We start from the raw sequence: 17358 nt of genomic DNA, 5'->3' as shown, positions 1-17358 counted from the left end.
AAAAGGGAAGTATCTGGCAGGGATTGCCGGATGCTTCTTTTTTATGTCTTGAACATTATGGAGTTTCTCTGTATAATAAAGCCATAACAGACAGGGCGAAACCTCCCTGTCAGACTGCCAGGCGCAAGCCGGAACCGGGGTGATATTATGCAGGGTGGAATAATACAGGAAGAGCCAAAAGAGAAAGCAGTGGAAAAAAAGGATTCCTTTGCCAAATATACGGTGAAAGACAGCGTATTCACGACGATCTTTCGGGATAAAAAATACCTGATACAGCTATACCGTGCGCTCCATCCGGAGGATACGGAGACTACGGAAGATGCGCTTACGGATATAACGATAAGGAACGTGCTTACCAACGGAATCTATAATGACCTGGGTTTCCGGGTTGGGGACAAAATTTTATTCCTGGTCGAGCAGCAGTCGAGCTGGACGATGAATATCATTATACGTGCGCTGATGTATTTGGCGCAGGTTTACCATGATTATTTTGAAGAGCAGGACGCAGATTTATATGGAAGCAAGAAAGTCCATGTGCCGGAGCCGGAGATATATATGATCTATACAGGGGAGCGTGTCAGCAGGCCGGAAACGATTTCATTTTCCAAAGAATTTTTCAAGGGAAAAGAATGTTCCATTGAAGTAAAGGTAAAAGTAATCTATGACGGCAAAGGAAATGACATCATCAGCCAGTATGTTGCTTTTACAAAGGTATATAACGAACAGGTAAAGCGGTATGGGAGAAGCCGGGAGGCTGTCACGGAAACCATCCGCATCTGCAAAGACAGGAATCTGCTCCGTGAATTTCTGGAGAGCAGGGAAAAGGAGGTTGTGTCTATCATGATGACTTTGTTTGATGAAGAGAGGATTATGCGTAATTATGTTGCCAGTGAAAGACGTGAGGCAGTAAGGGATGCAGTAGAAAATATGTTAAAGACTGGAAAAATGTCAGCAGAGGAAATCGCCGGGTATTTTACGGAGCTTTCTGTGGAAGATGTCCGGGAAATTGAAAAAGGACTGCTTCAAACGATATAATAGTTGCCATTATGCAGATACCATAGAGGAAAGATAATAGAATCCCCGGTTGTGAATGAATACAGCCGGGGGTATTTACATGGAGGGCAAAGTGAAGGAATCAGAACTGATAGGGAAAGTACATTCTGCTGTTTGCCATCAGTGCCGGCATCGGGGCTATGCCGCCCCGACAGACGTACTGGTTGACATAGGGGTGCTGCCCCGGCAGAAATATGAGGACTGGAGATTCGGGAAAGTACAGTATCTGGAAGCCGTCTGTACCTGCAATTTGAAGAAACTCTCATTTATTATGAAGCAGATCCGCTCCTATGCGAAGAAAACAAACTTAAAACCGTCATTCTGCTATTACAAGCGTTGGGGCGTAAAGAAAAAGCAAGGGCATAAGGCAGTAATCCCCCTCCGTTTCAGTAAGAGCGGAAACCTGGAGATTGAAAAAGCATATGCGACGCATTATGTAGATTTAGGGAGGGCAGAACAGCGAAAGAAAGAGAAGCTGGGAAAGGCGGCAGCGAAAGCGCAGAATGAAATGACGGATAAGACGCCGGATATGCCGGAGACAAAAATTTCTGGCAGCAGCAAAACATAAAAGAGGGAGAAGGAATGGAAAAAGAACCGGATAAAAAATATGAAACCATGAAAAAGATCATAGATGCTTTAGAGGATATCTTATGTTCCTATCAGGGCAGGGGGCATCTGTCTGTATATACTGACCTGGATTCCCTTGCGCTTTTTGCAAGCCTTGTGGCATACGGCCAGATCAAAGTGGAAAATTACAGTTATGACTATGACAACGATATCCAGGAGGACGAAGAAGCTGCCCGGATTTACGGGGAGCTTGCACCGCAGACAAGATGGCGTGTGGGGCAGCGTACCCAGATAGAAGCGATACGGATGAACGCTCTAAAACAGCTCGCATTCCTGGGTTCGCCAGTGTACCGGGAACAGGTTTCTTATGAAGATGCAGGAGCTGTTCTGGTATGCGGGGAAATCCTGCCTTATGAGATTTTCCAGTTGTTTTTAGATACGACGGGATTGAGAAAAATTTATATTTTCCCATACCCGTTCCGGGAGGGATGGGAAAAGCCGTTCTATTTTTCCTTTGAGCCGACTGGGACGGCGCAGAGGGAAATACGGAAGTATGCAGAGAAAAAACGGGAAGAAATGTACCAGGTGATGCGTGAGAAAAGCGAAAGCATTGGCTCTGTAATACCCTCAGTTGACGCTTGGCAGAATTTTCAGGTGCAGCCATCAGAATGGAATGAATGACATCCGCAGGAATTTGGGCAGAACCATAATCAGAATCCTGCGGATGTTTTTCGACGGAAGAATCAGGAAATATCTGCGCCTTTCTGCTTCTCCGGCTGTCTGGTGCGGGCCTGCCCTAAAATTTTATCGACATTGGAGCAGACCGTATTTAATTCTTTCTGATAATCCCGGTAATAATGGTAGGTTTTCTGCGCTTCCTTTTTCTTATGCAATAGCTGTTCTTTTTCCGCTTTCAGCAGTTTGATGGATGGAAGCCTGCCGTCTGCTGACTGCCCTTGCAGGAATTTCCGGGCTGATTCGTAAAGCGCAATCTCGGCAGGGTGTTCTTCCCGGAACTGTCCCTTGTGTTTTGCTCTGCAAAACTGCCGGTAGACGGATTTATTGGCAAGGTACTGGCCGGTATAATGGATCTGCTCATTTAATATCCGGAGCTTATCTTCCGTATCTTTTAAAACCTTTCTGGAACTGGAAGCAAGGTTCTTAACCTCTGAAAATGAATCTTCCAGGGAATCTCTTGTATCATATCCACGTTCTTGTATATAAGCAACGGTCTTAGCCATTTCCTTTAGATTGGAAAGTTTTACTTTATTGGTGGCATAAGCGGCATTTTGCTGTGCTTTCACACAATCCTGCAGGTTGGTTACAAGCCGCAGGTCTGACTTGATAAACAGGATTGATACAGGAGCTTCCTGTAATGGAGCGGATGGCTGGTCTGCAGGCTGTTCCGATTCTGCATTAAAGGTTTCACTGGCAATGGTTTCTTTTCTGTATTCTTTACTTTTTGAATTTTCCCCGAACAGCTCCAGGAGATAATCTTCTTCATAATGTGTGCCAAGCATCCTGCCGGTAATATATTTTCCTCGTTCTGGGTGGAGGTAGCTGAACCTTCCACGGCTGACTTTGAGCGTGATGTTGTATTTCTCCAGGAGCAGTTTTTGAAATTCTTCCCGGCTGCAGGAACTGACGGCGCTGGCTTCGATTGCGGAGCGTAAGAAATCCTTCTGTGTCTGGAATGCCGTTCTGCGAATGGGAAGGCCGTCCGCCAGAATCTGCCGGTTGCGTTCGTCCAGTTTCTTTTGCCCCCTCTGTCCCACATGATATTCACGGTCTGTAATTTTCTTTTCTGCAGGCGCAAGAAGGTCCACCTGATGCAGATGTTCCCGATGGCACAGATCCATAAGGGACTGCTTTAGATGGATCAGGTAATCTTTCGATAGATGGTGCTTATATCCGGCACGGGAATCGCAGGCCCGCTCCATGAAGCCCTGGCGTTCCACATCGTATTTCCGCAGGCTGTTAATGACAATATGCACATGGATGTTGCCGCTTTTATTATGCCCGTCCATGTGTGTGCAGACCAGGGTCTGGTGGCCGGGGAAATTTTTCCGGGCATACTCCATCCCAAGTTTCTGCGCCCGTTCCCCGGTCAGTCCATTTTCATCTGTGTCCTTCGGGTCGAAGCTGATAATGTAATGATGGGATTTGATTTCATCATAAGATTCATTTTTACGGTACAGGGCGTTCAGTTCCCTGCACTCCATATCGAAGGTGAATGAGTCGCAGTTTATACCGTCCATGATATATCCTTTGCGAGGAATCAATTCTCCGTTTTCATTGAGTATCGGCTTGTTGGTATCTTCATCATGTTCAAACATGAGATAACGCTGTATCTCTGCATAGTTGGCATTTTTACTCGCTATGTGTTTCAGGATTGCCATGAGAACGTCCTCCGGAAACCGCCTGGAAATCCCCGGCCATCTTTAACACTTCATACTTCATTTCGTAGATTCTGGCTACGCTTTGGCCGATTGCTTTAAGCATTCTTTGGGAATGGATGCCGCCGCTGTTGAAATGCCTTGCAATCTGGTTTAAGTTGCTGCCGATCTTCCCAAACTCCGCAATCAATTTTTTCAGCTCCGGCAGGTCTGCCACAATCTCATATTTTGCCGTTACCTTCTGCTGCATAATCTGTTTCCGGGCATACTCTGCCAGTGGGAGGTGTGCGGCTTTTGCGCTTTCAGACACGATTTCATATTCCGTATCTGTGAGACGGAGCATAATCTGGTGTTTGTGCTGCAGTTCCCTGTCCTTCTTTGGTCTTGCCATTTCGTACTTCCTTCCTGTTAAAAATATATTCGTACTTTGATCTTCCTGAATGTAGGAATACAAAGGGGTTCCTAAATATAAGCCGATTGTGGAAATGGAATGGGAAAGGAAAAGAGGGGATTTATAAAAATTTTTGGATTTTTCCGTGATAGGAATTATCACGCTGCGACTATTTTTAATAGGAGCCAATCTGCATATTTGAAAAATATGCCAGAACCGAGGGCATGGGGAGCGGAATCACCATCAAGTTTGCCGGGTAAGCAAAATCCACGAAGTGGGTTTTGAGTAACTCAGGCGAATCTTGCTCTTTATGTCAGAACTGAAATAAAAAGCATTATCCGAGAAGTTTCATTATCAAAGAAATATCCTGAAAAGCGCAGTTTATCGGTGGTTTTCAAAAAACTTCTCGGATAATTACTTAAACCTTATACTGTAGATACAGCGTAAAAATAATGCTGAATGTATAAGGAGGACAAGAAGAATGAACACGATTGTTTTAATAGGTAGACTTGCCAGAGATCCAGAAACTAAGCTGGCATCTACGCAAAAGGGACAAACCAAAGTATCCAGGTTTCCATTGGTAGTAAAAAGAAATCGCACCAGCAAAGCATTTGTAGTGATGATCACAGCTTATGGAAATAATGCAGAATTTGTGGAGAAATATCTTGAAAAAGGAATTAAGATTGCTCTTTCCGGAGAGTTAGTAATCTCTCAGATCAAAGATGAACAGACTGGAACTGCATCCTATTATCCCGAAGTCATTATGGATAATGTGGAGTTTGCAGAAGCCAAAACAAAAAAAGAAGAATCTGACGGATTTCAACCAGTAGAGAAGAGAAAGATCCCATTTGATATACCAGAAGAACTTGAACACGAAATGCCATTTCGATAGGAGGACAAGATTTATGAGAAAATACTTTTTAGAATTATTTGCAATAGGATTGATTGATTCAGAAGGAAGAATCAATACAGAACATATGACAAGCGATGCACTTATGACTGCCATGAAAACAATGGAAGAGCTGACGCAAATGAAAATGGATCGTTTAGTTTTGGAAACAACAATGGAGATGATCTTGTGTATGTTTGAGTCATGTGACACAGAGGAATTTACAGAAATATTAGGCAAGCATTATACGTTTACTTGTCAGAATATCATTCTGGAAAACGAGTTTCTCATAAACGAGTTTTGGAACTTTCCTATGAGGACGTGAAATCTGCAAAAAATGGATTGATTGTCATCACTCCGGATTTTGATAATTTTACTGCAAAGCTTATTGCAGCAGATGAATATTCAAAATATATGACAGAAACGCCAATCTTGGAAGGTGTTGCAAACAGAGAATATTATGGAAGATCTGCGACCTCTATAGAGAACAAAAGCACGATAGAGTACGGAACAGAGCAAGGATTGGCAGCACTGATCTATGGCGAACAAGGAGTGAGTTCGTTGCCGATACAGGACATTACAGGAGAATACATAGATACAGATAATGAGTATATGTATTATTATTCGGCTGAGTTTGTAAAATAAGAATAGCAAAAGTGAGAAGAGGATATTACAAATCATTGTTTTGATAATTCGGTGGTATCCTCTTTGTGGATTTCAGAATTTGTTTCTCAGCTTTCGGTATTCTCTTGGCGAATATCCTTTCAGCTTGTGAAAAAGCCGGCTGAAATAAAGCTGGTTATCATATCCGACAATCTTAGAAATCTCATTGATGGAATAAGTTGTTGTTTCAAGTAACATCTGAGCATTGTTGATACGGATTCCCACAATGAATTGCATTGGTGTAGAACCGGTATATTTTTTGAAATTTCGGATAAACCAGCTGACACTCATGCCTCGTGAGGCAGCATAATCATCAATATTGATATTTTGATTGTAGTTTTCACTGAAAAAGGTAACAGCATTATCCATCTCATGATCAAGATATTCATTTTTTAATATGTGCTCTCTTGTCAGTTCACGGTGGAAACTAATCAGAAGATGACGTAGCAAAAGGACAAGCATTTCCTCATAATTATCTTGACAGCGTTGGAGCTCGATAATGATACGTTTGAAAATTTGTTCATATTCATTAGATGTACCCACTTGAAAGACACGTTCTTTATCCGGAAACCCATATTGACGTAAGATATTTTTCACATTGCTTCCTGTGAAGTGAATCCAGTATACTTCTGTCTTATCTTCTCCGTAATATTCATATTTCTGAAGTTCTTTCGGTCTGTACAGTACAATGTTGCCGGCTGGAACAATCGTTTCGTTATTTACATTATCAAAATGAAAATGCCCACAACCAGCAGTGATATATATAATCTGATAATCCAGACGACCCCTTGGACGGTAGGTCGGAAGTTTGGGATGTCTGGAAAGACGGTAAGTACCACAGCTACCGACAATCAGCGGACGACTTTTGTCTTTGAAATCCATATGTGAGTGGTTCAAATAACCGGTGTTCAAATGCATAGGACAGCACCTCTTTTCGTACTTTTTATCATTGTATCATTTAGTGCATATTTTGTCTAATCCAATTCATAGACATATTTTGCGAATTAGGATAAGCTATATATAGCATAACTAAGGAACGTAAACAAAAAGTAAAGTATAAGGTTTGCTTTAGGAAAACAAAGAACAAAAAACAAAAAAGTATATGTATTGGAGGAGAGCTATTTATGATCGCACCACGTTATTATGAAAATCTAAGCGTACTGCACGAAAACACAATGCCAGCCAGAGCCTATTATATTCCGGCATCCAGAAGAATGGATAACTTGGTGGAACACAGAGAAGAGTCAGATCGTATGCAGTTATTGAATGGAACTTGGAAATTCCAGTATTTTAACAGCATCTATGACATTAAGGATTCTTTCTTTGAGAAGAATTATGATACAGAAAATTTTGATGAGATTCAGGTTCCAAGTGTATGGCAGATGGCTGGATATGATACACACCAGTATACAAACATCCGGTATCCATTTCCGTTTGATCCACCATATGTGCCACAGGACATTCCGTGTGGAGCCTATGTACATACTTTTGAGTACAGTAGAGATGAGAAAGCGCCAAAATCTTTTTTGAACTTTGAAGGAGTAGACAGTTGCTTTTACGTATGGATCAATGGCTCTTACATAGGATACAGCCAGGTTTCGCATATGACCAGTGAGTTTGATGTTACCGATGTACTTCAGGATGGAACGAATACGGTGGCAGTGTTGGTAATGAAGTGGTGTGATGGTTCCTATTTGGAAGATCAGGACAAATTCCGTATGAGTGGTATTTTCCGGGATGTGTACATTTTGAAACGCCCAAAACAGGCAATCAGTGATTATCATATTAAAACAAGAATTGAGGATATGCTTGCGAAAGTAGAAATTGAAATGAAATTCTACTCTCCGTTAAATGTAAAAATTTCGATTGAAGATAGAAACGGAGCAGTTGTAGCACTAGGAAGTATTGCTGAAGAAGGAACAGCTGTATTAGAAATCGCAAGTCCGGAACTTTGGAATACAGAAAATCCATATCTATATAAACTGATTCTTGAAACAGAGAATGAAGTAATTGTAGATCACATTGCATTAAGAAAGATAGAGATTAAAGACCAGGTTATTTATTTAAATGGACAGAAGATTAAATTCCGTGGTGTCAATCGACATGATTCTGATCCGGTTACTGGATTTACAATCAATCCGGAACAGATTACAACCGATCTTACGTTAATGAAGCAGCATAATTTTAATGCGATCCGTTCCAGCCACTATCCGAACGCACCATTTTTCTATGAAATGTGTGACAAGTATGGATTCATGGTAATAGATGAAGCAGATATTGAAGCTCATGGTCCATTTATGATCTACAGAAAAGAAGACACTGATTACAATCGGTTCAAACGATGGAATGAGAAGATTGCAGATGATCCGGTATGGGAAGAGGCAATCGTTGATCGCGTAAAACTCATGGTGGAACGTGACAAAAACCGTTTCTGTATTGTTATGTGGTCAATGGGAAATGAGAGTGCTTATGGCTGCAACTTTGAAAAAGCACTGGAATGGACAAAGAATTTTGATCCAGACCGTATCACACAATATGAGAGTGCAAGATACCGTAATTATGATGAAACATATGATTACAGCAATCTGGATGTGTACAGCCGGATGTACCCAGCGCTTTCCGAAATTCAGGAATATCTGGATAAAGATGGAAGCAAACCCTTCCTTTTGGTAGAGTACTGTCACAGCATGGGAAACGGACCTGGAGATTTTGAAGATTACTTCCAGATGATTCAGGATAATGATAAAATGTGCGGCGGCTTTGTCTGGGAATGGTGTGACCATGCGATTGCTCATGGAACTGCTGAGAATGGAAAGACTATATATGCTTATGGGGGCGACCATGGCGAAGAAATTCATGATGGCAACTTCTGTATGGATGGATTAGTATATCCGGACAGAACGGTACATACAGGACTTTTCGAATACAAGAATGTTTATCGCCCGGCAAGAGTTATTTCCTATAACAAAGAAAGCGGAGAACTGGTGCTTCATAACTACATGGATTTTGATGACTTGAAAGATTATGTGAAGATTAGTTATGAGCTGACACAGGATGGTCTTGTGATCAGCAAAGGCATACTTCCGGAGTTTTCTGTGGCACCACACGGGGAAGGAAAAACAAACCTGAAGATCAATGTTCCAGAGAATGGGAAATGTTATTTAAAACTTATTTACCATCTGAAAAAAGAATTGCCACTGTTGGATGAAGACCATATTCTTGGATTTGATGAAATTGAGGTAAGTAAAGAGGATACAAAATGTAAACTTGCAGAGAAATGGATACCAAAAACAGTAGTGGACTCTGAATTACAGGTAAATGAAAATGATACACAGATTCATATCAAGGGGCGTGAATTTGCTTATACCATAGACAAACGTACTGCACTCTTTACAGAGATGAAATTCGCAGGGCGGGAATACTTGAACCATCCGATGGAATTAAATATTTGGAGAGCTCCAACAGATAACGATATGTACATCAAGTCTGAATGGAAGAAAGCCCACTATGATAAGGCTTACACAAGATCCTATACGACAGAGGTTGTGCAGGGAAAACATGGTGTGAAGATTACAAGCCATGCTTCCGTTGTGGCAGAGACAGTACAGAAGATTCTTGATGTGACGATTACATGGAAAATAGAAGCTGCTGGAAAGATTGATGCAGATATTGCAGTAACAAAAGACGATGAATTCCCGGATCTTCCGAGATTTGGTGTGAGGATGTTCCTGGATAAAAAACTTTCAGCTGTAAGATACTTTGGAATGGGACCACAGGAAAGTTATTGTGATAAACATCAGGCTGCGAGCCACGGTTTGTACCGGGCAGATGTAGGGGATTTACATGAGGACTATATCCGTCCACAGGAAAATGGAAGCCATTATGATTGTGAATATGTAGAGCTTAACAACAGCCGATATGGAATTGTGGCATCCGCAGAAAAGGCATTTTCATTCAATGCTTCTTATTATACACAGGAAGAACTTGAGAAGAAAACGCATAATTATGAATTAATAGAATCAGATAGTGTAGTATTCTGTGTTGACTACGCATTAAATGGCATTGGTTCTAATAGTTGTGGTCCAGTTGTATTGGAGCAGTACCGATTTGATGATGTATTATTCCGGTTTCAGTTTACACTGATACCGTATGTAAAGGGATAATAAAGTTTCATGTAACCCGTAAACAAGGAAAGAGAGTCTGATTGTAATGTAAAGTCCGGATATACAGAGCAATCAGACAAAATCAGAGAAAAAAACAGAATTAGATATCATACGGTTAGCCATATTGAGATTCTAAGTGCGATGAAGATGAGGAGCAAAGAAATTCGATGGAAGAAAAAAAGTATTTGAAATGGTATAACAAAATTGGATACGGATCAGGTGATATTGCAGGTAATGTAGTCTATGCGTTCCTGACATCTTTTATGATGGTCTATCTGACGGACTCGGTAGGACTTGCTGCAGGTGTCGTGGGTACCCTGATTGCCGTATCAAAACTATTTGATGGTTTTACGGATATATTTTTTGGAACAATGATTGACAAAACACACAGTAAAATGGGAAAAGCGAAACCCTGGATGCTATACGGATATATTGGTTGTGCCATTACGCTGGTCGGCTGCTTTGCAGTACCGGTGAGTTTGGGAACAACGGCTAAATATGCATGGTTCTTTATTTCTTATACACTGTTAAATGGTGGGTTTTATACAGCAAACAATATTGCTTATTCAGCACTTACGTCACTGATTACAAAGAACAGCAAAGAGCGTGTACAGATGGGATCTTACCGTTTTATTTTTGCATTTTCAACAAGTCTTCTGATTCAGGCGATTACAGTTGGATTTGTAGATAAATGTGGTGGAGATGCTGCGGCATGGAGAACGGTTGCTATTATCTATGCAATCATTGGTCTGGTCGTAAATACGATTTCAGCACTTTCTGTTAAGGAACTTCCGGAGGAAGAACTTAATGAAGGAGAAGTAAAGAATGATAATGAAAAGTATGGAATGGTACAGGCATTCAAGCTTCTTGTCAAAAACAAATATTACATGATGATTTGTGGAACATATATTTTACAGCAGTTATATGGTGCCATGATTGGAGCTGGCATTTATTACATGACATGGGTACTGAAAAATAAGAATTTGTTTGGACAATTTGCATGGGCAGTAAATATTCCACTGATCATTGCCCTGATTTTTACACCGACATTAGTTGGTAAGTGGAAAGGCATGTATAAACTGAACTTAAGAGGTTATGTCTTAGCAGTCATCGGTAGAGCACTTGTTGTTGTTGCCGGATATATGGGTAGTGTTCCGCTGATGATGGCGTTTACAGCTCTTGCAGCCTTAGGTCAGGGACCATGGCAGGGAGATATGAATGCTGTTATTGCATCCTGCTCTGAATACACTTATCTTACACAGGGAAAGAGAATTGATGGAACGATGTACTCTTGTACTTCTCTTGGTGTAAAAATCGGTGGAGGTATTGGAACCGCTGTTGTTGGATGGATGCTTGAGCTCAGTGGATATGTCGGAACAAATGCAACTCAGCCACAGTCTGCACTTGATATGATGCAGTTCATGTATCTTTGGCTTCCGTTAATCTTTGATGTATTGATTATGTTTGCACTTTCAAGAATGAATGTTGAAGATGCAAATAAAAAACTGAAAGCAGAAAAAGGAATTGCTGCAGATGAAGTAACAGATGCATCAGACATAAATTAGAATTGACAGGAGAAAGCGTTGTCTGGTCATTGCTCGATGAGACAGTGCTTTTTTCTATATATAAAGTGATTGAACTGTATTTTGAAAATAAAAAAGGACCACTTCATTTTTGTGAAATGGCCTTAAGAAAATATTCAGTTCTCACAAAATAGTCCTTTTAGTATTTATACATGGTAAGGATGCTCAAAATATTCAGTGTAGAATACTAAAAGGTCATTCAGATATTTTTTTAGGTTGCTCATTTGCAATTCCTCCTTTCCTTATTTACAAGTTGATTATAAGATAGGTGTAAAAGGATTGCTTGCCAAATCGAAAGAAGATATAGACAAATGTTGCAAAGGGGAGTATTTCATGCAGTTAAAATATGTTGACACAAAAGAGGAGATCATAGCAATAAATAGGAAGTCAAAACATATTGAACCACATCTTCATAATGCACTGGAGATCGTTTGTGTAACAAGTGGAGCATTAGAACTTGGTGTCGGACAGGAACTATACCATATGGAAAAAGGAGATATAGGCTTTGTATTTCCAGATGTTATTCATCACTATCAGGTACTGACACCCGGTGTAAATAAAGCGACTTATCTGATTGCATCGCCATTTACGATAGCCAAATTTGCAGATATCATGCAATCCATGGCTCCTGAATACCCAATCATCAAAGCGGAAAAGGTTGAACCGGAGGTATATAGGGTTATAAATGCAATTTTAGAGACAGAACAGTCGGATATTACTGTTGCACAGGCATATCTTCAAATTGTGTTGGCACGCTGCATAGGAAAATTAAATTTGGTAGAAAAGAGTAATGTGGGGAGCAACGATCTTATTTACCAGACAGTTTCCTATATATCAGCAAATTTTAAGAAGAAATTTTCGCTGGAAGAGATGGCAAAAGATCTGGGGGTGAGCAAATATGTTTTATCCAGACTCTTTTCCAAAACATTCCATAGAAACTTTAATCAATATCTTAACGATGCAAGGCTGAACTATGCATGCCAGCGTTTGGAAAATACGAGTGATTCTATTACAAACATTTGTCTGGATAGTGGATTTGAAAGTCAGAGAACATTTAACCGAGTATTTAAAGAAAGATATAAAATATCACCGAGTGATTATCGGAGTACTTGTGTGAAAGAGATGTTGTCATAAAAGGTTCTGTTGATAGAAATATTTACTTCGATTTCACAGTACTATGTATTTGATTTTATGTGTGGATGATATAATATGAAAATATTTGTAGAAAATAGCGCTTTATTTTATTATGAAAAGAGCAAGGTGTATTCTAAAGAAACAAGAAAGGCAGGGCGCATATGAACATGAGAAAATCCATAATCGATTTTAATGAAAAAAAAGGATTCATCTGTGATATGGATGGTGTGATTTATCATGACAATCAGATATTGCCAGGTGTTCCAGAATTCATCCAGTGGTTGCATGATGAAAAGAAAGAATATTTATTTTTGACAAATAATAGTGGATATACACCACGGGAATTAAATCAGAAACTGGCAAGGATGGGACTTGATGTGCCAGAAGAACATTTTTATACCAGCGCATTGGCAACAGCCGCATTTTTAAAAGAACAGGCGGCAGGCTGTTCGGCATTTGTGATAGGAGAAGCCGGCCTGTTAAATGCACTTTATGATGTAGGTATCACAATGAATGATGTAAATCCGGATTATGTTGTTGTGGGAGAGGGACGCTCCTATTCATTGGATACATTAACAAAAGCAACGAATTTAGTTCTGAAAGGTGCAAAGCTGATCGGAGCAAACTCAGATGTTTCCGGACCGATTGAGAACGGCATTGCTCCTGCTTGTCGTGCATTGATTGCACCTATAGAAATGGCAACAGGTACACAGGCATATTTCTGTGGGAAACCGAATCCACTGATGATGAGAACAGGATTGAATATGCTTGGATGTCATTCAGCAGAAGCTGTAATGGTTGGGGATCGTATGGATACAGATGTGATTTCAGGAATGGAAAGTGGTATGTCTACTGTATTGGTTCTCTCTGGATGTTCAACGAAGGATACACTCAAAACTTATGCGTATCGTCCAACTATGGTTTTAAATGGTGTGGGGGATATTGCTATGTTAGCAAAGTCAAAGGCAGAGTAATAATGAATAATCTGAAGTACTAAGAGATAAACAGAGCTTGATAGACAATCGAAAATGTGGTTGTCTCTCAAGTTCTGTTTGATTATGAAATTGCTTGCATTCGTATGAATATTTATTTGACAGATTTTATAATATATCTATAAGTCAATTGGAAAATAGAGAATAATACAGTAATAATCAGAAGCAAATTTAATTTCACATAAACCATTCATTTGTTGCATCATTGCTTTTATGTTTTTAGTTCCTATTCCAGAACCATGATATCGGCAAGGCTCAGCAATTTTATTTTCTATTTTTATGCCTACATAATGATTTACATATAGCGTAGATATTTCTATAGGAATTAAAGGGTCTGCATATTTTCTTATATTAGATAATAAATTATCTGTAATACGACCTATATAGTCTAGACACACTTTTATTTTAGCTGGCTTCCAAATAAGTTTATCAATTTTTAAGGTATAACCATCTACTTGTAGAGAAAAATAAATCTAAAAATTTAAAGTAAGTAATCATAAAGCAATGTAAAGTATATTATGTTCGACTAACAAACAGTAGAAAGATACATCTTCTCTTCAATAATCGAATAGGCGGGGATTTAATCAAAATCCCCGCCTATTCGATTACAAAGTTTCTTCGTGAAGTGGATGGGATAATGCAATATTTTGCGTGTTGAGTAGTGCTGAAAAGTTTTGCTGAATGATATCCAGTGTTAGTTGCTTTTTCCGCAATTCCTGCTTCTCTCGTATAGTAGATGCTTTCTCAGATACAAGATTGTCAATTCGTTTCTGGATTTTTTCAGAGCTTGGGATTTTGGTAATGCCGAAATCCTGAAGCTCTTTTTTTAACGAATCGTGGAGCTGATATTCAGCCTGATGTCTGCTCCGGTATGCTGTGGGATTTGGAGCTGATTTTGCATCTTCGATAACTTTACGACAGAGCCGATAAGAGTCACAATGTTTTTGAATGACTTTCTGCGTGGTTAGCTCAGTGCTGATTTTCTGGATGTGCTGATCAGCCGCTTTGATGGAATTTTCAACATTGGAAATATGCTGTTGGAAGTCCTCGTAGTTTAAGAGATTATTTTCGGAGAGATAGTTGAACGTCTTTGCAGCTTCTTTTAGATTATTCAGTTTTGCCCAGCGTTCAAAGCATTCACGATTGCCTGTTGTGATATAGGTGGAGATATTGATATACAGGCGAGCTTCTCTGGACAAAGGCTTCGGAGTTTTCGTCTTATAACGATTTTTCTCTAAGCGGAGTCGGACATTTTCTTCTGTATAGTAGCTTCCGAGAGATTTCATATAGGTGAAATTTTTCTGTTCAGGTGCCCGGAAGGATAAATTTTTTCCCTGTCGTATTTCATATCCTGCCAACTGCATTTTCTGTAAAAATTCTTCATAATTGATAGAGGACCAGATTGCCTTATCAATCGAAACACGTAGTTTGACTTTCCAGCTGGTTCCACGATGGTATTCCATATTTTCTTTATAACTCTTCCCTTTTTCACCGGTTGGCATACTGGTGGCAAGTCCGTTTTCCTGGCAGATGCGATTGCTGATCCGACAGATTTTATGATAGCTGCGTTTGTTGGAAACATACTTGTGATTGGAGACGAAGCTGGCGGCGTTGAAGAGGATATGATTGTGGATGTGGTCTTTATCAACATGGGTACTGATCACGTATTCATATTTTCCTTTTAGCACTTCATCCGCAAATTGTTGTCCCAGGCGATGTGCGGTTTCTGCGTCAATTTCTCCAGGCTTAAATGACTGAATTAAGTGAAATGCAAGATTATCGCCCTTATCCATTCCATTCTTTTTTGCATTTTCTCTGGTGAGAGCAAATTCCAGATCTGCAGTTTCCGGTGAGCAGCCAAAACTGGAAACCAGTATTTTTTCATCTGTCTTATCTGGATTGGTGATATAGTCCAGAGCTTTCTTGTCAGTTACTTTAATGGGGAAGATCTTAATATACTAATGTCATTAACTTAAAAAAATTTATAAAATAAAACAGAAAAAGGTCTTGACAAATGTCAGAAAAAATGTGGCGAAGCCTCCTTGAATGAATACATTTTAGGAGGAATTGCTAATGAACTTTTACGCTGATTATGTCCGCAACAAACTCAACGCTGCCATTTCCAGCATGTCCAGTCAGATAGAAGATTACGTCAAAAATCCTGGGCATGATTTTACCAGAAATCGAAAGATGAACTTTACCTCGACAATAAACTTTCTACTTACTATGGAAGGTGGTTCACTTAACTCAGAATTACACAAATATTTTAATTATGATCTGAATCAAATAACCCGTTCTGGTTTCATAAAACAAAGGAACAAATTGAAACCAGATACCATGGAATATTTATTTCATAAATTTCATGAGCAGATATTATGTAACAAAAAATACCAAGGCTACCAGTTACTTGCCTGTGATGGTTCTGACTTGAATATATTTCGTGATCCACTAAATCCACACACGTATTTTGCTGGTAAAGAAGGAACTTTTGGTTTTAATCAACTGCATCTTAATGCCTTGTATGACCTCCAAAGCAGGCGATATGTCGATGCTCTGATTCAGGAGCCTTATGAAGAAAATGAATCCTCTGCCATGATTGAAATGATTAAAAAGCTGACTGCAAATCAGAAGACTATCATTATGGCAGATCGTGGATACGAAACTTATAACATTTTTGCAAATATTCAGGAACGTGGTCTCTTTTATCTAATCCGGATTAAAGATACCTCGAAAAAAGGCAGCATTTCTGGAAGCCTTTCCTTGCCGGTATCCTGTGAATTTGACGAAGAAATCGAACTGATTATGACCCGTAAACAAAAGTTTTATAAAACGAAAGGTTATAAATATCTCTCAAATTCATCGCCATTTGACTTTCTTGATTCTGAGAATTTGTTTTATACACTTCATCTCAGACTCACACAGTTTCAGCTGGAAAATGGAGTTTATGAATGTATAGCCAGCAACCTGGATAAAGAAGAATTCCCACCTGAAAAGATCAAGGAACTTTATCATATGCGATGGGGAATCGAAACTTCTTTCCGTGAGCTGAAATATACGATTGGCCTGACAAATCTTCACTCTAAAAATGTGGAATATATCTGTCAGGAAATTTACGCAAAACTGATCCTGTATAATTTTTGTGAAATTATTTCAGCAAATATCATACTGGAAGAAAGAAACCGTAAGTACACATACCAATTAAACTACACAATGGCAATTCAAATATGCAGGCATTATCTGCGCCAGACATTTGTAACGATAGATGTTGAAGGCCTGATTAAGAAAGAACTATCACCCCAAAGACCACACCGACAATATCAGCGTCGAGTAATAAAGAAACGATGGGTTAGTTTCGCATACCGTATAGGATAAAAAATTATTCAAATGAATATAGCTGGCAAAAAGCAGACTTTTGGTTTGTTTATTTGTTATGCGTAAATCTTGTGATTTTTCAAGAAAGCTAATCTGAACACTTATTACAATAATCGAAATTTTCTTAAGTTAATGACATTAACTGAATCAGGGCC

16 protein-coding genes are annotated in these 17358 nt (G+C 39.5%); 11 read left to right on the top strand and 5 right to left on the bottom strand.

What is annotated here, in order from left to right:
• The first annotated feature begins 147 nt into the window (after nt 1–147).
• The 3 genes from VSQ62_RS28065 (at nt 148) to VSQ62_RS28055 (ending at nt 2301) form a co-directional block, all read left to right on the top strand.
• A complete protein-coding gene (locus VSQ62_RS28065; protein ID WP_171286697.1) occupies nt 148–1035 on the top strand; it encodes a hypothetical protein in 888 nt (295 codons plus the stop codon).
• A gap of 91 nt (nt 1036–1126) precedes the next feature.
• The gene (locus VSQ62_RS28060; RefSeq protein ID WP_016219900.1) at nt 1127–1621 is read left to right on the top strand and encodes a hypothetical protein; all 495 of its coding nucleotides are present in this window, start codon (nt 1127–1129) and stop codon (nt 1619–1621) included.
• 14 nt (nt 1622–1635) lie between these two features.
• The gene (locus VSQ62_RS28055; protein WP_016219901.1) at nt 1636–2301 is read left to right on the top strand and encodes a hypothetical protein; all 666 of its coding nucleotides are present in this window, start codon (nt 1636–1638) and stop codon (nt 2299–2301) included.
• A gap of 62 nt (nt 2302–2363) precedes the next feature.
• On the opposite strand, the gene VSQ62_RS28050 is transcribed toward VSQ62_RS28055, so the two are convergent.
• A complete protein-coding gene (locus tag VSQ62_RS28050; RefSeq protein WP_016219902.1) occupies nt 2364–4019 on the bottom strand; it encodes a relaxase/mobilization nuclease domain-containing protein in 1656 nt (551 codons plus the stop codon).
• On the bottom strand, nt 3991–4407 hold the full coding sequence (locus tag VSQ62_RS28045; protein ID WP_016219903.1) for a plasmid mobilization protein: 417 nt from the start codon (nt 4405–4407) through the stop codon (nt 3991–3993). Before VSQ62_RS28045 ends, VSQ62_RS28050 begins: the two co-directional genes overlap by 29 nt.
• Before the next feature lie 481 nt (nt 4408–4888).
• Between VSQ62_RS28045 and VSQ62_RS28040 the strand changes: the two genes are divergently transcribed.
• Genes VSQ62_RS28040 through VSQ62_RS28030 form a run of 3 tightly spaced genes read left to right on the top strand, consistent with a single transcriptional unit; the run spans nt 4889 to nt 5941 of the window.
• Nucleotides 4889–5299: a single-stranded DNA-binding protein gene (locus VSQ62_RS28040; protein ID WP_004074368.1), complete on the top strand. Its 411-nt coding sequence runs from the start codon at nt 4889–4891 to the stop codon at nt 5297–5299.
• Nucleotides 5300–5312: 13 nt separating this feature from the next.
• Entirely contained in the window at nt 5313–5621 is a 309-nt protein-coding gene (locus tag VSQ62_RS28035; protein WP_004074366.1) for a hypothetical protein, read from the top strand.
• Nucleotides 5618–5941 (top strand): hypothetical protein, encoded by a 324-nt coding sequence (locus tag VSQ62_RS28030; RefSeq protein WP_016219904.1) that lies wholly within the window; start codon nt 5618–5620, stop codon nt 5939–5941. The genes VSQ62_RS28035 and VSQ62_RS28030 overlap by 4 nt, the downstream gene beginning before the upstream one ends.
• Nucleotides 5942–6013: 72 nt before the next feature.
• Here VSQ62_RS28030 and VSQ62_RS28025 read toward each other — a convergent pair whose 3' ends face one another.
• Nucleotides 6014–6877 carry an AraC family transcriptional regulator gene (locus VSQ62_RS28025; RefSeq protein WP_004074364.1) on the bottom strand — a complete coding sequence of 288 codons (864 nt, stop codon included), beginning with the start codon at nt 6875–6877 and terminating at the stop codon, nt 6014–6016.
• Nucleotides 6878–7083: 206 nt separating this feature from the next.
• Between VSQ62_RS28025 and VSQ62_RS28020 the strand changes: the two genes are divergently transcribed.
• From VSQ62_RS28020 to VSQ62_RS28005, 4 genes are all read left to right on the top strand, one after another.
• Nucleotides 7084–10122: a glycoside hydrolase family 2 TIM barrel-domain containing protein gene (locus VSQ62_RS28020; RefSeq protein WP_016219905.1), complete on the top strand. Its 3039-nt coding sequence runs from the start codon at nt 7084–7086 to the stop codon at nt 10120–10122.
• 167 nt (nt 10123–10289) lie between these two features.
• The gene (locus VSQ62_RS28015) at nt 10290–11687 is read left to right on the top strand and encodes an MFS transporter (protein ID WP_004074355.1); all 1398 of its coding nucleotides are present in this window, start codon (nt 10290–10292) and stop codon (nt 11685–11687) included.
• A 351-nt stretch (nt 11688–12038) separates the two neighbouring features.
• Nucleotides 12039–12839, top strand: coding sequence for a helix-turn-helix transcriptional regulator (locus VSQ62_RS28010; RefSeq protein WP_117596760.1), 801 nt, complete (start codon nt 12039–12041; stop codon nt 12837–12839).
• Nucleotides 12840–13000: 161 nt separating this feature from the next.
• Nucleotides 13001–13813 (top strand): HAD-IIA family hydrolase, encoded by an 813-nt coding sequence (locus VSQ62_RS28005; protein ID WP_016222133.1) that lies wholly within the window; start codon nt 13001–13003, stop codon nt 13811–13813.
• Between the two features lie 137 nt (nt 13814–13950).
• On the opposite strand, the gene VSQ62_RS28000 is transcribed toward VSQ62_RS28005, so the two are convergent.
• Complete coding sequence (locus VSQ62_RS28000; protein WP_196813979.1) at nt 13951–14229, bottom strand: ATP-binding protein; 279 nt, start codon at nt 14227–14229, stop codon at nt 13951–13953.
• A gap of 207 nt (nt 14230–14436) precedes the next feature.
• Complete coding sequence (locus tag VSQ62_RS27995) at nt 14437–15738, bottom strand: relaxase/mobilization nuclease domain-containing protein (RefSeq protein ID WP_236946129.1); 1302 nt, start codon at nt 15736–15738, stop codon at nt 14437–14439.
• 166 nt (nt 15739–15904) lie between these two features.
• Between VSQ62_RS27995 and VSQ62_RS27990 the strand changes: the two genes are divergently transcribed.
• Nucleotides 15905–17203 carry an IS4 family transposase gene (locus VSQ62_RS27990; protein ID WP_004074345.1) on the top strand — a complete coding sequence of 433 codons (1299 nt, stop codon included), beginning with the start codon at nt 15905–15907 and terminating at the stop codon, nt 17201–17203.
• The last annotated feature ends 155 nt before the right edge of the window (nt 17204–17358 follow it).

The organism is Sporofaciens sp. JLR.KK001 (assembly GCF_036941055.1).
Lineage (GTDB): Bacteria > Bacillota > Clostridia > Lachnospirales > Lachnospiraceae > Sporofaciens.
The sequence above is the reverse complement of the archived record's forward strand: the minus strand, read 5'-3'. Positions and strand labels throughout refer to the sequence as shown.

Coding starts and splice junctions, on each gene's coding strand:
- VSQ62_RS28065 (WP_171286697.1), top strand. CDS start 148: ATGCAGGGTGGAATAATACAGGAAGAGCCAAAAGAGAAAGCAGTGGAA.
- VSQ62_RS28055 (WP_016219901.1), top strand. CDS start 1,636: ATGGAAAAAGAACCGGATAAAAAATATGAAACCATGAAAAAGATCATA.
- VSQ62_RS28050 (WP_016219902.1), bottom strand. CDS start 4,019: ATGGCAATCCTGAAACACATAGCGAGTAAAAATGCCAACTATGCAGAG.
- VSQ62_RS28045 (WP_016219903.1), bottom strand. CDS start 4,407: ATGGCAAGACCAAAGAAGGACAGGGAACTGCAGCACAAACACCAGATT.
- VSQ62_RS28040 (WP_004074368.1), top strand. CDS start 4,889: ATGAACACGATTGTTTTAATAGGTAGACTTGCCAGAGATCCAGAAACT.
- VSQ62_RS28035 (WP_004074366.1), top strand. CDS start 5,313: ATGAGAAAATACTTTTTAGAATTATTTGCAATAGGATTGATTGATTCA.
- VSQ62_RS28025 (WP_004074364.1), bottom strand. CDS start 6,877: ATGCATTTGAACACCGGTTATTTGAACCACTCACATATGGATTTCAAA.
- VSQ62_RS28020 (WP_016219905.1), top strand. CDS start 7,084: ATGATCGCACCACGTTATTATGAAAATCTAAGCGTACTGCACGAAAAC.
- VSQ62_RS28015 (WP_004074355.1), top strand. CDS start 10,290: ATGGAAGAAAAAAAGTATTTGAAATGGTATAACAAAATTGGATACGGA.
- VSQ62_RS28010 (WP_117596760.1), top strand. CDS start 12,039: ATGCAGTTAAAATATGTTGACACAAAAGAGGAGATCATAGCAATAAAT.
- VSQ62_RS28005 (WP_016222133.1), top strand. CDS start 13,001: ATGAACATGAGAAAATCCATAATCGATTTTAATGAAAAAAAAGGATTC.
- VSQ62_RS27990 (WP_004074345.1), top strand. CDS start 15,905: ATGAACTTTTACGCTGATTATGTCCGCAACAAACTCAACGCTGCCATT.